Annotated in this window: 13 protein-coding genes and 1 tRNA gene; 11 read left to right on the top strand and 3 right to left on the bottom strand. The window is 59.2% G+C overall.

Annotated elements, in window-relative coordinates; all coding sequences use genetic code 11:
- Positions 1-205 precede the first annotated feature (205 nt).
- Both PSH88_RS29355 and PSH88_RS29350 read left to right on the top strand, forming a co-directional pair.
- The gene (locus PSH88_RS29355; protein WP_019581695.1) at positions 206-505 is read left to right on the top strand and encodes a type II toxin-antitoxin system prevent-host-death family antitoxin; all 300 of its coding nucleotides are present in this window, start codon (positions 206-208) and stop codon (positions 503-505) included.
- Complete coding sequence (locus PSH88_RS29350) at positions 502-810, top strand: type II toxin-antitoxin system RelE/ParE family toxin (protein ID WP_081625773.1); 309 nt, start codon at positions 502-504, stop codon at positions 808-810. Before PSH88_RS29355 ends, PSH88_RS29350 begins: the two co-directional genes overlap by 4 nt.
- Before the next feature lie 76 nt (positions 811-886).
- Here PSH88_RS29350 and PSH88_RS29345 read toward each other — a convergent pair.
- Positions 887-963 (bottom strand) — tRNA-Arg (locus tag PSH88_RS29345).
- Between the two features lie 349 nt (positions 964-1,312).
- Here PSH88_RS29345 and gabD point away from each other — a divergent pair.
- The 3 genes from gabD (at position 1,313) to PSH88_RS29330 (ending at position 5,563) form a co-directional block, all read left to right on the top strand.
- The gene (gene gabD / locus PSH88_RS29340) at positions 1,313-2,755 is read left to right on the top strand and encodes an NADP-dependent succinate-semialdehyde dehydrogenase (RefSeq protein ID WP_018929370.1); all 1,443 of its coding nucleotides are present in this window, start codon (positions 1,313-1,315) and stop codon (positions 2,753-2,755) included.
- Between the two features lie 175 nt (positions 2,756-2,930).
- Positions 2,931-4,208 carry a 4-aminobutyrate--2-oxoglutarate transaminase gene (gene gabT / locus PSH88_RS29335; RefSeq protein WP_305424248.1) on the top strand — a complete coding sequence of 426 codons (1,278 nt, stop codon included), beginning with the start codon at positions 2,931-2,933 and terminating at the stop codon, positions 4,206-4,208.
- 134 nt (positions 4,209-4,342) lie between these two features.
- Positions 4,343-5,563, top strand: a complete 1,221-nt coding sequence (locus PSH88_RS29330; RefSeq protein ID WP_305424247.1) for a response regulator — start codon at positions 4,343-4,345, stop codon at positions 5,561-5,563.
- A gap of 26 nt (positions 5,564-5,589) precedes the next feature.
- On the opposite strand, the gene PSH88_RS29325 is transcribed toward PSH88_RS29330, so the two are convergent.
- Entirely contained in the window at positions 5,590-6,579 is a 990-nt protein-coding gene (locus tag PSH88_RS29325) for a GGDEF domain-containing protein (protein WP_305424246.1), read from the bottom strand.
- Positions 6,580-6,850: 271 nt separating this feature from the next.
- On the bottom strand, positions 6,851-8,035 hold the full coding sequence (gene desA / locus PSH88_RS29320) for a delta-9 fatty acid desaturase DesA (protein ID WP_305424245.1): 1,185 nt from the start codon (positions 8,033-8,035) through the stop codon (positions 6,851-6,853).
- A gap of 148 nt (positions 8,036-8,183) precedes the next feature.
- Between desA and dibA the strand changes: the two genes are divergently transcribed.
- The 6 genes from dibA to PSH88_RS29290 all read left to right on the top strand — a co-directional run bounded on the left by dibA (position 8,184) and on the right by PSH88_RS29290 (position 14,536).
- Positions 8,184-10,103 carry a phosphodiesterase DibA gene (dibA, locus tag PSH88_RS29315; protein WP_305424244.1) on the top strand — a complete coding sequence of 640 codons (1,920 nt, stop codon included), beginning with the start codon at positions 8,184-8,186 and terminating at the stop codon, positions 10,101-10,103.
- Between the two features lie 211 nt (positions 10,104-10,314).
- Entirely contained in the window at positions 10,315-10,497 is a 183-nt protein-coding gene (gene oscA / locus PSH88_RS29310) for a sulfur starvation response protein OscA (RefSeq protein WP_007941032.1), read from the top strand.
- A 147-nt stretch (positions 10,498-10,644) separates the two neighbouring features.
- Positions 10,645-11,658: a sulfate ABC transporter substrate-binding protein gene (locus PSH88_RS29305; RefSeq protein WP_305424243.1), complete on the top strand. Its 1,014-nt coding sequence runs from the start codon at positions 10,645-10,647 to the stop codon at positions 11,656-11,658.
- 183 nt (positions 11,659-11,841) lie between these two features.
- Positions 11,842-12,660 carry a sulfate ABC transporter permease subunit CysT gene (gene cysT, locus PSH88_RS29300; RefSeq protein ID WP_033058556.1) on the top strand — a complete coding sequence of 273 codons (819 nt, stop codon included), beginning with the start codon at positions 11,842-11,844 and terminating at the stop codon, positions 12,658-12,660.
- Positions 12,661-12,673: 13 nt separating this feature from the next.
- Positions 12,674-13,543 (top strand): sulfate ABC transporter permease subunit CysW, encoded by an 870-nt coding sequence (gene cysW, locus PSH88_RS29295; protein ID WP_305424242.1) that lies wholly within the window; start codon positions 12,674-12,676, stop codon positions 13,541-13,543.
- A gap of 3 nt (positions 13,544-13,546) precedes the next feature.
- The gene (locus tag PSH88_RS29290; protein ID WP_305424241.1) at positions 13,547-14,536 is read left to right on the top strand and encodes a sulfate/molybdate ABC transporter ATP-binding protein; all 990 of its coding nucleotides are present in this window, start codon (positions 13,547-13,549) and stop codon (positions 14,534-14,536) included.
- Positions 14,537-14,624: the final 88 nt, after the last annotated feature.

Genomic DNA, 14,624 nt, shown 5'->3' with positions numbered 1-14,624 from the left:
ACTGGCCAAGGTGCGGTTTCAGCCGCCTTTGTTCGTGCCGCTCATTTGCCGGTCATTTGACCAGCGAATCTCGATTTAACGACAGCAAAGGAAACCCGTTTCGATGGTTTTTTGTGGGGCAGATGGCCCCGGTCAGTTGCACGTTGACCGTTGTTCGGAAAATCGAGCACTATAAGGTACTATTTTTTGTACCTTTGGAGTCGTCATGGAGCAATTACTTGCGAGTCGGTCGGTCAGTATTACCGAGCTGAAACGCAGCCCAAGTACTGTGATTGAGCAAGCAGGCTCAGAGCCAGTTGCCGTTCTCAACCACAATCGTCCTGCTGCCTACCTTTTGCCGCACGCCGCTTATCAGCAGCTCCTGGATAGATTACGAGCCGCAGAAATATGTGTAGCTATTGCGACCAGCCGCAATGACCCACGTCCGGCCATTGCTGCCGATACCGTGTTTGCCGAGCTTGATGCGCTCATTGATGAGGTCGAAGCAGAGCAGAAGCGCCCATGAGACAATTGTTTTTCTCCGCACTGGCACGAGAGGATCTGCAGCAAATCGCCCGCTACATTGCCCGTGACAATCCGGGTCGAGCTCGGACTTTTGTTGGTGAGCTACGAGTGTGCTGTGCTCGGCTGCTGGATCAGCCTAATCAAGGTATTCCCCGAGATGACTATGCCAGAGGGCTGCGAATGATTTCCCACGGCCGATATTTGATCTTTTATAGTCTTTTCGAGGGCGATGTTCAGATTGAGCGTGTCCTGCATGCCGCAAGGGACGTTGGACGTCTATTCGAATCAGGCAGTGCTGATCACTAGACCCAAACCATTGAAAATGGCTTACCCACAAAAAAGCCCCAGACCCAACGGCCTGAGGCTTTCTCGCTTCTACATATGGTGCACCAGGCGGGATTCGAACCCACGACCCCTGCCTTCGGAGGGCAGTACTCTATCCAGCTGAGCTACTGGTGCAATGCGGGCGCCATGATACTCATATGCGCTGCGGGCGTCCATGCTGCTGAATCGTCTGCGTTTTTCCAAAGCGTAACCTGCGTTTGCTACGCTGATCCGAAAAAATAGGCAAATGCGGCGTTTTCGTTCTTTTTTTCGAACAGCCTATTGTCCTTTACCCCCTTTGATCCTAGGATTCGTTTGAGATTTCAAACGCTCTTGTCTGGGTGCTGAACCGCACGAGTTCGTTCCGTGCGCTATTTATGTGCTTCAGCCCGGTGAATGATTTCCCTGACGGCAGCCTATAAGGCGCCTTTCTATAATCATAATTCGCTCCGCGCGTGCCGCGGTGCTGTTAAGGAAAGCCGACATGCAGCTTAAAGACACCCAGTTGTTCCGCCAGCAAGCCTTTATCGATGGCGCTTGGGTCGATGCGGACAACGGTCAGACGATCAAGGTCAATAACCCGGCAACGGGCGAAATTCTGGGTACTGTGCCGAAAATGGGCGCTGCCGAAACCCGCCGTGCGATCGAAGCCGCTGACAAAGCGCTGCCGGCTTGGCGTTCACTGACCGCCAAGGAGCGCGCGAACAAGCTGCGTCGCTGGTTCGAGCTGATCATCGAGAATCAGGACGACCTGGCTCGCCTGATGACCCTCGAGCAGGGCAAGCCATTGGCTGAAGCCAAGGGCGAGATCGTTTACGCCGCTTCCTTTATCGAGTGGTTCGCCGAAGAAGCCAAGCGCGTCTACGGTGACGTGATTCCGGGCCACCAGCCAGACAAGCGCCTGATCGTGATCAAGCAGCCGATCGGCGTGACCGCTGCAATCACCCCGTGGAACTTCCCGGCCGCGATGATCACCCGTAAAGCCGGCCCGGCCCTGGCCGCCGGTTGCACCATGGTGCTCAAGCCTGCTTCGCAAACCCCGTTTTCCGCGTTCGCCCTGGCTGAACTGGCTCAGCGTGCCGGTATTCCGAACGGCGTGTTCAGCGTGGTGACCGGCAGCGCCGGCGACATCGGCAGCGAGCTGACCGGCAACCCGATCGTACGCAAACTGTCGTTCACCGGCTCGACCGAAATCGGTCGTCAGTTAATGACCGAGTGCGCCAAGGACATCAAGAAAGTCTCGCTGGAGCTGGGCGGCAATGCGCCGTTCATTGTGTTCGACGACGCGGACCTGGATAAGGCCGTCGAAGGCGCGATCATTTCCAAGTACCGCAACAACGGCCAGACCTGCGTCTGCGCCAACCGCCTGTACATTCAGGATTCGGTCTACGACGCGTTCGCCGAGAAGCTGAAAGTGGCCGTGGCCAAACTCAAGATCGGCAACGGTCTGGAAGACGGCACCACCACTGGCCCGCTGATCGACGAAAAAGCCGTGGCCAAGGTTCAAGAGCACATTGCTGACGCTGTCGGCAAAGGCGCTACCGTGCTGGCGGGTGGCAAGAGCATGCAAGGCAACTTCTTCGAGCCGACCATCCTGACCAACGTGCCGAACAACGCGGCCGTGGCCAAGGAAGAAACCTTCGGTCCGTTGGCGCCGCTGTTCCGCTTCAAAGACGAAGCCGACGTGATCGCGATGTCCAACGACACCGAGTTCGGTCTGGCCTCGTACTTCTATGCGCGCGACCTGGGTCGTGTGTTCCGTGTGGCTGAAGCCCTGGAGTACGGCATGGTCGGCGTCAACACCGGGTTGATCTCCAACGAAGTCGCGCCGTTCGGCGGCATCAAGGCGTCGGGCCTGGGCCGTGAAGGCTCCAAGTACGGCATTGAGGATTACCTGGAAATCAAATACCTCTGCCTGGGTATCTGAGTCCATTGCTTCAAGCGCAAAGGGCACGAGAGCGCTGCCCCTTTGCGCGCTTCAAACGGAATTTTCTCTGTGGCCGGGAACGCTGTGGCAGTCGATCATCGCATGCTGCCGTAGTTGCCTCCCCACCGCTTAATCCTTGAACCACGCCGACCGATGAGCGGCGAATGAGGAATGTATGAGCAAGACTAACGCTGAGTTGATGGCCCGCCGCACCGCTGCTGTACCCCGTGGTGTTGGCCAGATTCACCCGATCTTCGCCGACCACGCGAAGAACGCCACCGTGACCGACGTTGAAGGTCGTGAGTTCATCGACTTCGCCGGCGGTATCGCTGTGCTGAACACCGGTCACGTGCACCCGAAAATCATCGCCGCCGTCACCGAACAACTGAACAAGCTGACCCACACCTGCTTCCAGGTACTGGCCTACGAGCCGTACGTGGAAGTGTGCGAAAAAATCAACGCCAAGGTACCGGGTGATTTCGCCAAGAAAACCCTGCTGGTGACCACCGGCTCCGAAGCCGTGGAAAACTCCATCAAGATCGCCCGTGCCGCCACTGGCCGTGCCGGTGTGATCGCGTTCACCGGCGCTTACCACGGTCGCACCATGATGACCCTGGGCCTGACCGGTAAAGTCGTGCCTTACTCGGCTGGCATGGGCCTGATGCCAGGCGGCATCTTCCGCGCGCTGTACCCGAACGAATTGCACGGTGTGAGCATCGACGATTCGATCGCCAGCATCGAGCGCATCTTCAAGAACGACGCCGAGCCGCGTGACATCGCTGCCATCATCATTGAGCCGGTTCAGGGCGAAGGTGGTTTCTACGTCGCGCCTAAAGAGTTCATGAAGCGTCTGCGCGCCCTGTGCGACCAGCACGGCATTCTGTTGATCGCTGACGAAGTGCAGACTGGCGCTGGCCGTACCGGCACCTTCTTCGCCATGGAACAGATGGGCGTTGCCGCCGACCTGACCACCTTCGCCAAATCCATCGCTGGCGGCTTCCCGCTGGCCGGCGTGTGCGGCAAGGCCGAATACATGGACGCCATCGCTCCAGGCGGCTTGGGCGGCACTTACGCCGGTAGCCCGATCGCTTGCGCCGCGGCCCTGGCCGTGATGGAAGTGTTCGAAGAAGAGCACCTGCTGGATCGCTGCAAAGCGGTTGGCGAGCGTCTGGTGACTGGTCTGAAAGCCATTCAGGCCAAATACCCGGTGATCGGCGACGTGCGTGCCCTGGGTGCGATGATCGCCGTCGAGCTGTTTGAAAACGGCGACAGCCACAAGCCGAACCCGGCTGCTGTAGCCGCCGTTGTGGCCAAGGCTCGCGACAAGGGCCTGATCCTGCTGTCGTGCGGCACCTATGGCAACGTTCTGCGCGTGCTGGTACCGCTGACCGCGCCGGACGAGCAACTGGACAAAGGCCTGGCGATCATCGAAGAGTGCTTCGCCGAGCTCTGATCCGTTTGTGATCTGATCGACAAAAACCCGCTTCGGCGGGTTTTTTTATGGGGCTTGAAACACATCAGGGGCAATTGAGCTGTATCGAATGGCCATCATTGACTAAGGTGCAAGCATTGCCGTTGGAGTGTGCGATGACTGCTGTGGTGTTACCCGCTGTACCGCGAGTGCTGATTGCCGAGGCCGACCCTTGGTCTCGCGACCTGCTCAAGCAGGTGTTGTTGAATGTGCGCTGCGACGCGCGGCTGGACTTGTGTGCCGATGGCCAGGAGACACTGCACCTGTTAGCGGAAAATCCTTACGACCTGGTGATCGTCGACTGGGAGTTGCCTGGCGTCGATGGTCTGAACGTCTTGCGCAGTGTCCGTCAGCGCAAACGTAATCCACCTCTGCCCTTCATCCTGATGAGCAGCCGCAATGACAGCGCCAGCGTGCGTGAAGTCTTGCCCCTGGCGCCCACGGCGTACCTGACCAAACCCTTGAACATGGAAAGCCTGACCCAGCGCCTGCAGGATTTGTTGCTGAACGCCGGTGAAGAGGTGTCCTGCGAGGTGCCTTCATTGGCGCCGGGCATGACCTTGTCGGTGTACCTGGAGCGGCGTCGCGAACTGGCGGAGGGGGCGCCGTTGATGACCGATGTGCAGGTGGCGATCAAACGTAGCCTCAATCCCAATGGCCTCGATCTGACACGGCTGGAAGACGAGATCCGCACCGACCCGCAAATCACCGCTGTCCTGATCGCCGCCGCCAACAGCGCGGCCCAGCATCATGGCGTCGCTGTGCAAACCCTGGCCCAGGCGCTGCACCGCTTGGGCACCGGGCAAAGCATGAATCTTATTCTGGGCCTCGCCCTCAAGCGCAGCGCCCGGCTCAGCGATCCGCAGTTGGCGGACTATGCCGAGCGTTATTGGGAGTTGTCTCTGCACACCGCCGAATACGCGCGGACGCTGGCGCGTTTGCTGGATCTGGATCAGGAGCGTTGTTATTGCGCGGGCATGCTGCATCGTCTCGGCGACCTGGCCTTGCTGCGCTGTTTGCAGGAGTGGAAGCAGGCCGGCGGTGAGCTGGATGAGTGGGAAGAGGTTGGCGAAGCATTGGCCGAATTCGGCGCGGCCTATGGTTCGGCACTGCGGACCCGCTGGCGCCTGCCCCTGGAGTTGCGGGAGCTGATTGCGGCGGTTTACCAGCTCGGTGGCGGGGTTTACTCCCGCGAAGCGCTGGTGATGAACATGGCCGCGCAACTGGCGCGCCTGACCGAGCATGAGGGGATCGAGGCGTTGTCCAAAAGCCGTACGGCAAGATTGCTCAAGATTGGATTGCCGGAGTTGATGCGTCTGCGCAAAAAGCGAATCTGACACCGAACCCTGTGGGAGCGGGCCGATCAGCCAGAAATGATGCGGTTCTTGCCTTGGCGCTTGGCCTGGTACATCGCCGCATCGGCGCGGGCGAACAGGCTGTCGATGCTTTCATCCTCGTGTGTGAGGCTGCTCAGGCCCTGGCTGACGGTGATGCCGAAGGTTTGGTCGTCATGGCTGAAGCTTAACCGCTGAATTTCCCGTTGCAGGCGCTCGGCCACCTGCATGGCCATATCCGGTGCACAGCCGGGAAACACCGCCGCGAATTCCTCACCGCCGATCCGTCCGAACAGATCACCTCGCCGCAGGGCCGCGCGACCGCTCTCGGCGATGCGTTGCAGCACCTTGTCGCCTTCCTGATGGCCGTAGGTGTCATTGACCACTTTGAAGTCATCGATGTCCAGCAGCAGGAACGCCATCGGCGCACCGTTCAACCGCGCCTGCTCGAATTCACGATTGGCGCATTCGAAGAAGTGTCGGCGATTGCTGCTTTGGGTCAACACATCGGTGCTGGCCAGGCGCTGCAACTCGGCTTCCATCTGCTTTTTTTCGGTGATGTCTTCGGCAATGCCGACGATGATCACCGGTTGGCCCGGCTCTGCCTGACGGTTGATGAAGCATTTGTCGCTGAGCCAACGCACCTGGCCGTCGGCGGCGATGATGCGGTACTCGCGGTTTTCAACGGCGCCTTTGACCAGCACCTGCGCCAGGCTGCGCTCGGCGTAGTCCAGATCGTCGGGATAGACGCTGTCGCGCCAGTGGTTGTAGTCGGACAGCAACAGGCCGGCGGGACGGCCGAAAATCCGGTCATAGGCCGGGCTGACATAGAGCACCTGACGGGTTTCCCAGTTAAATGCCCAAAGCACGGCGTTGACGCTAACCAGCAGCGAGCTGAACAGCTGTTCGCGTTCGCTCAGGCGCGCCACTTCACCCTGGGCATGCATCAGCGCCATCAGAGTCTGCGCGGCCTCGGGCCACTGTGGAAGGGATGTGTCTTGTAGGCATTTATTAACCATCGGCACAAATCTCAAAGGGCGTGCCGCTATGTCGACAGCGGCCAAGAACAAAGCCCGCCTGGATGGCGAAGTGTCTTTGAGATAGGGGATTTGGAGCGAAGTTCCCGCTCTTCGTGGCGAGAGGAGCTTGCTCCCGCCGGGCGGTACTGGCGACGCGTTTTGTCAGTTAAAACGCGTCGTCAGGTATTGCGTCTGCTGCGCAGCCGAGCGGGAGCAAGCTCCCTCGCCACAGGCAAGCTCCTTATCAGAGGCAAGCCGTCATCACAAAGGATCAGGCGTTGGCAGGGCGCAGCGAGTAGGTTTTCAACTGGTCGGCGAAGTCACGCAGGGATTGAATCCCGCTGGCCTCGGCCTCGTGTACCCAATCCTTGATGGCAGCCAGCATGTCGTGACCATTTGAGCTGGTCTTGACCCAGATCTGCTGCAAGGCCAGACGTTTCTCGTAAATTACCTTCAGCGCCTGGCTGTGCTCGAGCATGGTCTGGATGCGTACATGGTGCTTGTCATCCAGCAGGCTGGTTTCCCGCGACAGCAGGCGCTTGGCCCGGTGGAACTGGTGACGGACCGAGTGATCGACCTTTTCCAGCTCTTGCTTGACCAGTGGCGCGATCACCAGCTTGCGGTACTGAGCCATGATCTGGAAGCGGTTGTTGAGGATCGCCATGGCGGTGTCCATGTCCAGGCTGCCTTTACCTTCAACGCGGTGGGCGATGGGTGCAACCCGCTGGACCTTGGCCAGACGCAGGAAACTGAAGACCTGGATCCAGGCCCAGCCGAGATCGAATTCCCATTTCTTCACCGACAGTTTGGCGGAGTTAGGGTAGGTGTGATGGTTGTTATGCAGTTCTTCGCCGCCGATCAGGATGCCCCAAGGCACCAGATTGGTCGCCGCATCGCGGCATTCGAAGTTGCGGTAGCCGATGGCATGGCCCAGGCCATTGACCACGCCGGCGGCCCAGACCGGGATCCACATCATCTGGATGGCCCAGATGGTGATGCCGATGGTGCCGAACAGCAGCAGGTCGATGACGCCCATGATCGCCACGCCCAGCAGCGGGAAGCGGCTGTAAAGGTTGCGTTCGATCCAGTCTTCGGGACAGTTCTTGCCGTAGATGCGCAAGGTCTCGGGGTTCTCCGCTTCGGCGCGGTACAACTCGGCGCCTTTGCGCAGAACGGTGGACAGACCCTTGATGACCGGGCTGTGCGGGTCATCGACGGTTTCGCATTTGGCGTGGTGCTTGCGGTGGATAGCCGTCCACTCGCGGGTGTTCTGCGCCGTGGTCAGCCACAGCCAGAAGCGGAAGAAATGTTTCAGGCCGGCATTGAGCTCAAGCGAGCGATGGGCTGAATAGCGATGCAGATAAACCGTGACGCCGACGATCGTCACGTGGGTCATCAGCAGGGTGACTGCCACCAGTGACCAGGGCGATAAGCCAAGAAAACCTTCGTACCACATAGCCTATAGGACCCTCGATAAAGAAAAAAACAGCCGTTGCATTATCACTTAGCCCACAGATAAAACCAGTCGCCCTTTCAGATAAGAGTGGCCGGATGTTTCTTTAATCTATAATTCCAGCCTTTTTTGTAGGGACATGGACGCTCTAATGTCAGCCACCTATCGCGATGCTTTGCGTGCAGCGCTGCTCTATCTGGCGCTTTCCGTAGCCTGGCTCCAGTTTAGTGGTTATTTATTGAACAGGTTCTTCGATAGTTCCACCGACCTGCTGCGCTGGCAACTGATCAACGGCTATGCCTGGGTGGCGTTCAGTGCGGGGCTGATCTTTATTGCGCGGGCACGATTGTTTCGCTGCCTGGGTGTCGGCGCCAAATTGCGTGGGCGCACTGCAGACCGGGAGCGTTTGCGTCAGGCGGCAGCGGTGTTCGATTGCACCCGTGAAGGGGTGCTGGTCACTGATAGCAAAGGCTTGATCGTCCATGTGAACCGGGCATTCATGGAAATCACCGGCTATCAGTGCGAGGAAGTGTTGGGTCAGCGACCGAACATGTTCAAGTCGGGTCATCACCCACCGGGTTTCTACCAGGCGATGTTCGCGGCACTCGAAAGCCTTGGTGAGTGGAGCGGGGAAATCTGGAACCGTCGCAAGAGCGGCGAGATCTACCCGCAATGGCAGACGATCCGCCTCATTCGCGACGATCAGGGGCGGCTCAGCCAGTACGTTGCGGTGTTTTCCGACATCAGCGCGATCAAGAACTCCGAACATGAACTGACGCACCTGGCCTATCACGATCCGCTGACCGATCTGCCCAATCGCCTTCTGCTTACCGACCGTGCCGGGCAGGCCGTGGCCTCGGCGCAGGTCCACAAGCGCGGTTGCGCGTTGTTGATGATCGACCTCGATCATTTCAAGTTGATCAACGACAGTCTCGGCCACAGTGTCGGCGATCAGTTGCTCAAGGCTGTGGCTGAGCGCCTGAATGTCTTGTTCGGTCCGGGCATCACGCTGGCGCGGCTCAGTGGCGACGAATTTGCGGTATTGGCTGAAAATTGCCCGCAGCCGGGGCACGCCGCGGCTCTGGCTCAGCGGGTCATCGATGGCCTTAGAGAATCGTTCCAGATCGACGGGCATCCGCTGTTCATCAACGCCAGCATCGGTATCAGCCTGTTCCCCAGCGATGCCTTGAGCGCCGAGCAACTGTTGCGCAACGCCGATTCGGCGCTGTTCAAGGCCAAGAGCGCTGGCCGCGACGGCTATGCCCTCTACACCGAAGAATTGACCGCGCATGCCCAGCAACGCGTCGAGATTGCATTCGAATTGCGTCGAGCTTTGGAGGAGCAGGAATTGCGGGTTTATTACCAGCCCGTGCATGACCTCAAAACCAGTCGCCTGATTGGCGTCGAGGCGTTGGTGCGCTGGGAGCATCCGCAGCGTGGGCTTGTGTCGCCGGCAGAGTTCATCCCCATCGCCGAACGCACCGGGCTGATTGCCGAGATCGATGCCTGGATCATGCGCCAGGCCTGTCAGCAGATGTGCCAGTGGCAAGCGGCGGGCGTGGGGTTGTCGTTTGTCGCGGTGAACGTTTCTTCTCGCCTGTTTGCCCGCCGCGAGTTGTATCAGCAAGTGGCTCAGGTGCTACACGACACCGGGCTGGATCCGGCGTATCTGGAGCTGGAAGTTACCGAAAGCGCGGTGATGGAGGACCCGGAAGTGGCGCTGGAGCAGATGCATCGCTTGCGCGAGTTGGGCGTGCGGCTGGCCATCGATGACTTCGGCACGGGCTATTCATCGTTGCTGCGGCTCAAGCGTTTGCCGGTGCAAAAGCTCAAGATCGATCAGGGATTTGTCGCAGGCTTGCCGGGTGATGAGGATGACGCGGCGATCGCGCGGGTAATCATTGCGCTGGCGCAGAGCATGGGGATGCAAGTGCATGCCGAGGGGATCGAGCAGGTCGAGCAGGCGGCTTTCCTGCTCGAACACGATTGCGATCTGGGGCAGGGGTACTGGTTTGGACGGCCAATGCCGGCGGCAGCATTGGATTGGGCTCGGGCGCCAACGATTGGATGAGCGCCTGATCTGCTTTTTGTGGCGAGGGGGCTTGTGTGCCCTTGAAAGTAGTTGGTCCTGCGCAACCCCTTGCTCCATCAAATAATGCACTCTAGTTATATAAACATTCTTAAATAGTCTTTTTAAGAATATCCGCGCCTATCTACTATTGCCCCTACGCCGTAAGCAGTGCCCGCCACTGCCAGGCATATCTCATTAAAGGAGCAGCACCATGAGCGCATCCCTACGTAGTGTTGACGGGCAGGACGAAGCCACTATTTTGCGTGAGATTCAGAGCGCCTTGCGCGATCTGCGCTTTGGCGCGGTGGAAATCACCGTGCACAACGCCCAGGTGGTTCAGATCGAACGCAAAGAGAAATTCCGTTTGCAGAACCCGGGCAACAAGCCGAGCTGAAGCGAAAGATTGAAGATCAAAAGATCGCAGCCTTCGGCAGCTCCTGCGGGAGACTGAGGGCTTTCGAACGCTGCGATCTTTGAACAGGCAACCCGTTCCAGGCCATAAGAAAAAGCCAACACATCAAGAATTCCAGGAGCTTTCACCATGTCGTCGATTCGTCATTTTGCTTTGGCCGCCTTGGCCAGTGCCCTTTTTGCTGGTTCCGCGGTTGCCAAGGATTACGAGCTGCTCAACGTGTCGTATGACCCGACCCGTGAGCTGTACCAGGAGTACAACGCCGAGTTCATCAACTTCTGGAAAAAAGACCACGCTGGCGACAATGTGAAAATCCAGCAGTCCCACGGTGGTTCGGGCAAGCAGGGCCGGGCGGTGATCGACGGTCTGCGGGCCGACGTGGTGACCCTAGCCCTGGCCGGTGACATCGATGAAGTCGCCAAGCTGGGCAAGAGCCTGCCGGTCGACTGGCAGAAGCGTCTGCCGGAAGCGAGCACGCCTTACACCTCGACCATCGTGTTCCTGGTGCGCAAAGGCAACCCGAAAGGCATCAAGGACTGGGGCGACCTGACCAAAAATGGCGTGGAAGTTATCACCCCGAATCCGAAAACCTCCGGCGGCGCACGCTGGAACTTCCTCGCGGCCTGGGCCTATGGCCTGAAAGCCAACGGCGGTAATGAAGCCAAGGCCAAAGAGTACGTGCAGACCCTGTTCAAACACGTGCCTGTGCTGGACACCGGCGCTCGCGGGTCGACCATCACCTTCGTCAACAACGGTCAGGGCGACGTGTTGCTGGCCTGGGAAAACGAAGCCTTCCTGGCGTTGAAAGAAGACGGCGGCGCCGACAAATTCGACATCGTCGTGCCTTCGCTGTCGATTCTGGCCGAGCCACCGGTGGCTGTGGTCGACAAGAACGCCGAGAAAAAGGGCAATACCGAAATCGCCGAAGCGTACCTCAAACACCTGTACAGCCCGGCCGGCCAGGAAATCGCGGCGAAAAACTTCTATCGTCCACGTGACAAGGACGTGGCCGCCAAGTACGCCAAGCAGTTCCCGACACTGGAGCTGGTGACCATCGACAAGGACTTCGGCGGCTGGAAAACCGCGCAACCGAAATTCTTCAATGACGGTGGCGTGTTCGACCAGATTTATCAGGCGCAGTAACCTGAAAACGATCAGTTAAACGCAACTCATGTGGGAGCGGGCTTGCTCGCGAAGACGGCGGTAGAGTCAATATCGATGTTGTCTGACACACCGCTTTCGCGAGCAAGCCCGCTCCCACAGGTTACGCACCAACGGCCCCGATTTCACCGTCGGGGCTTAGCGCGTTCTCAACCAAGGACTTTTATGTCGCGTCGTATCTCCCCCGTCATACCCGGCTTCGGGCTGACGCTGGGCTACACCTTGGTGTACCTCAGCCTGATTGTGCTCATTCCACTGGCGGCGATGTTCGTGCATGCCGCTCAACTGACCTGGGACCAGTTCTGGGCCATCATCTCGGCGCCACGGGTGCTGGCGGCGTTGAAGCTGAGCTTCGGCACCGCGCTCTATGCCGCGATCATCAACGGCATCATCGGCACACTCCTGGCCTGGGTGCTGGTGCGCTACACCTTCCCGGGACGCAAAGTCATCGATGCGATGATCGATTTGCCGTTCGCATTGCCCACCGCCGTGGCCGGTATCGCGCTGACCGCGCTGTACACCCCCACCGGCCTGGTGGGTCAGTTCGCGGCGGACCTGGGTTTCAAGATCGCCTACACCCCCCTCGGCATCACTTTGGCGCTGACTTTTGTAACACTTCCATTCGTAGTACGTACGGTACAGCCTGTACTGGCCGATATCCCCCGTGAAGTGGAGGAGGCGGCGGCGTGCCTGGGGGCAAAACCGTTGCAGGTTTTCCGCCATATTCTGGTGCCGGCGCTGCTGCCAGCCTGGCTGACTGGTTTCGCTTTGGCCTTTGCCCGTGGGGTCGGCGAGTACGGTTCGGTGATTTTCATCGCCGGCAACATGCCGATGAAAACCGAAATTCTGCCGCTGCTGATCATGGTCAAACTCGACCAGTACGATTACACCGGCGCCACCTCCATTGGTGTACTGATGCTGGTGGTTTCCTTTGTCTTGTTGCTGCTGATCAACTTGTTGCAGCGGCGCATCGAAACCCCATAAGGAGGCGCGAAAAATGTCCCAATCGTCTATTGCAGCAGCCTCCTCGAACGCCGCCCGCCGTGGCAGTGCTACTTCGCGGCGAATCCTGATTGGCCTGGGCTGGCTGATCTTTACGCTGTTTCTGTTGCTGCCGCTGTTCATCGTGGTGTCCCAAGGCCTGAAGCTGGGTCTGGGTGCGTTCTTCACGGCGATCTTCGAACCGGACGCCTTGTCGGCGTTGAAGCTCACGGTGATCGCCGTGCTGATCTCGGTGCCGCTGAACCTGGTGTTCGGTGTCAGCGCGGCATGGTGCGTGAGCAAATACTCGTTCCGCGGCAAGAGCATGCTGGTGACCCTGATTGACTTGCCGTTCTCGGTATCGCCGGTGATCGCAGGTCTGGTCTACGTGCTGATGTTCGGCGCCCAGGGCCTGTTTGGCCCGTGGTTGCAGGATCACGACATCCAGATCGTCTTCGCCTTGCCGGGCATCGTGCTGGCGACGATTTTCGTCACTGTGCCGTTCGTGGCCCGTGAATTGATCCCGCTGATGCAGGAACAAGGCACCCAGGAGGAAGAGGCCGCGCGTTTGCTTGGCGCCAATGGCTGGCAGATGTTCTGGCACGTCACCGTGCCCAATATCAAATGGGGCCTGATCTACGGCGTGGTGCTGTGTACCGCGCGGGCCATGGGTGAGTTCGGTGCGGTGTCGGTGGTATCCGGGCACATTCGCGGGGTGACCAACACCCTGCCGCTGCACGTCGAGATCCTTTACAACGAATACAACCACGTGGCCGCGTTCGCCGTGGCGAGCCTGTTGCTGATCCTGGCGCTCTTCATCCTGCTGCTCAAGCAGTGGAGCGAAAACCGTATTAACCGCCTGCGCGCCAGCGCCGCGGAGGAATAAGTCATGTCGATCGAAGTGCGTAACGTCAGCAAGAACTTCCACGCGTTCAAGGCGCTGGACAACATCAGCCTGGACATTCAAAGCGGCGAGCTGGTGGCGTTGCTGGGGCCGTCCGGCTGCGGCAAGACCACGTTGCTGCGAATCATCGCCGGCCTGGAAACCCCGGATCAGGGCAACATCGTGTTCCATGGCGAAGACGTCTCCGGCCATGATGTACGGGATCGCAACGTCGGTTTTGTGTTCCAGCACTACGCCCTGTTCCGCCACATGACGGTGTTCGACAACGTCGCGTTCGGCCTGCGCATGAAGCCGAAAAGCCAGCGCCCGAACGAGAGCCAGATCGCGGTGAAAGTCCATGAGCTGCTGAACATGGTGCAGCTGGACTGGTTGGCCGATCGCTACCCGGAACAACTCTCCGGCGGCCAGCGTCAGCGCATCGCGTTGGCCCGCGCCCTGGCGGTGGAGCCGAAAGTTTTGCTGCTCGACGAGCCCTTCGGCGCCCTCGACGCCAAGGTCCGTAAAGAGCTGCGTCGCTGGCTTGCACGGCTGCACGAAGACATCAACCTGACTTCGGTATTCGTGACCCACGACCAGGAAGAGGCGATGGAAGTTGCCGACCGGATCGTGGTGATGAACAAAGGTGTGATCGAGCAGATCGGCTCACCGGGCGACGTCTACGAAAACCCGGCCAGCGATTTCGTCTATCACTTCCTCGGCGATTCGAACCGTCTGCATTTGGGTGAAGACCGGCACGTGTTGTTCCGCCCACACGAAGTGTCGCTGTCGCGCCATGAACTGGAAGACCACCACGCGGCTGAAGTGCGCGATATTCGTCCGCTGGGCGCCACCACGCGGGTGACGCTGAAGGTCGAAGGCCAGAGCGAGCTGATCGAAGCTGAAGTGGTGAAGGATCACGACAGCCTGGTTGGATTGGCGAAGGGTGAGACGTTGTTCTTCAAACCGAAGGTCTGGCAGAAAGTCGCCAACCTCTAAAGCAAAAGCATCGCGGGCAAGCCCGCTCCCACAGGGGATTTGTGAACGACACAGATCACTGTGGGAGCGGGCTCGCCCGCGATGGCGT

The organism is Pseudomonas wuhanensis (assembly GCF_030687395.1).
Lineage (GTDB): Bacteria > Pseudomonadota > Gammaproteobacteria > Pseudomonadales > Pseudomonadaceae > Aquipseudomonas > Aquipseudomonas wuhanensis.
Note: the sequence above shows the minus strand (reverse complement) of the source record. Positions and strands in the feature narration are given on the sequence as shown.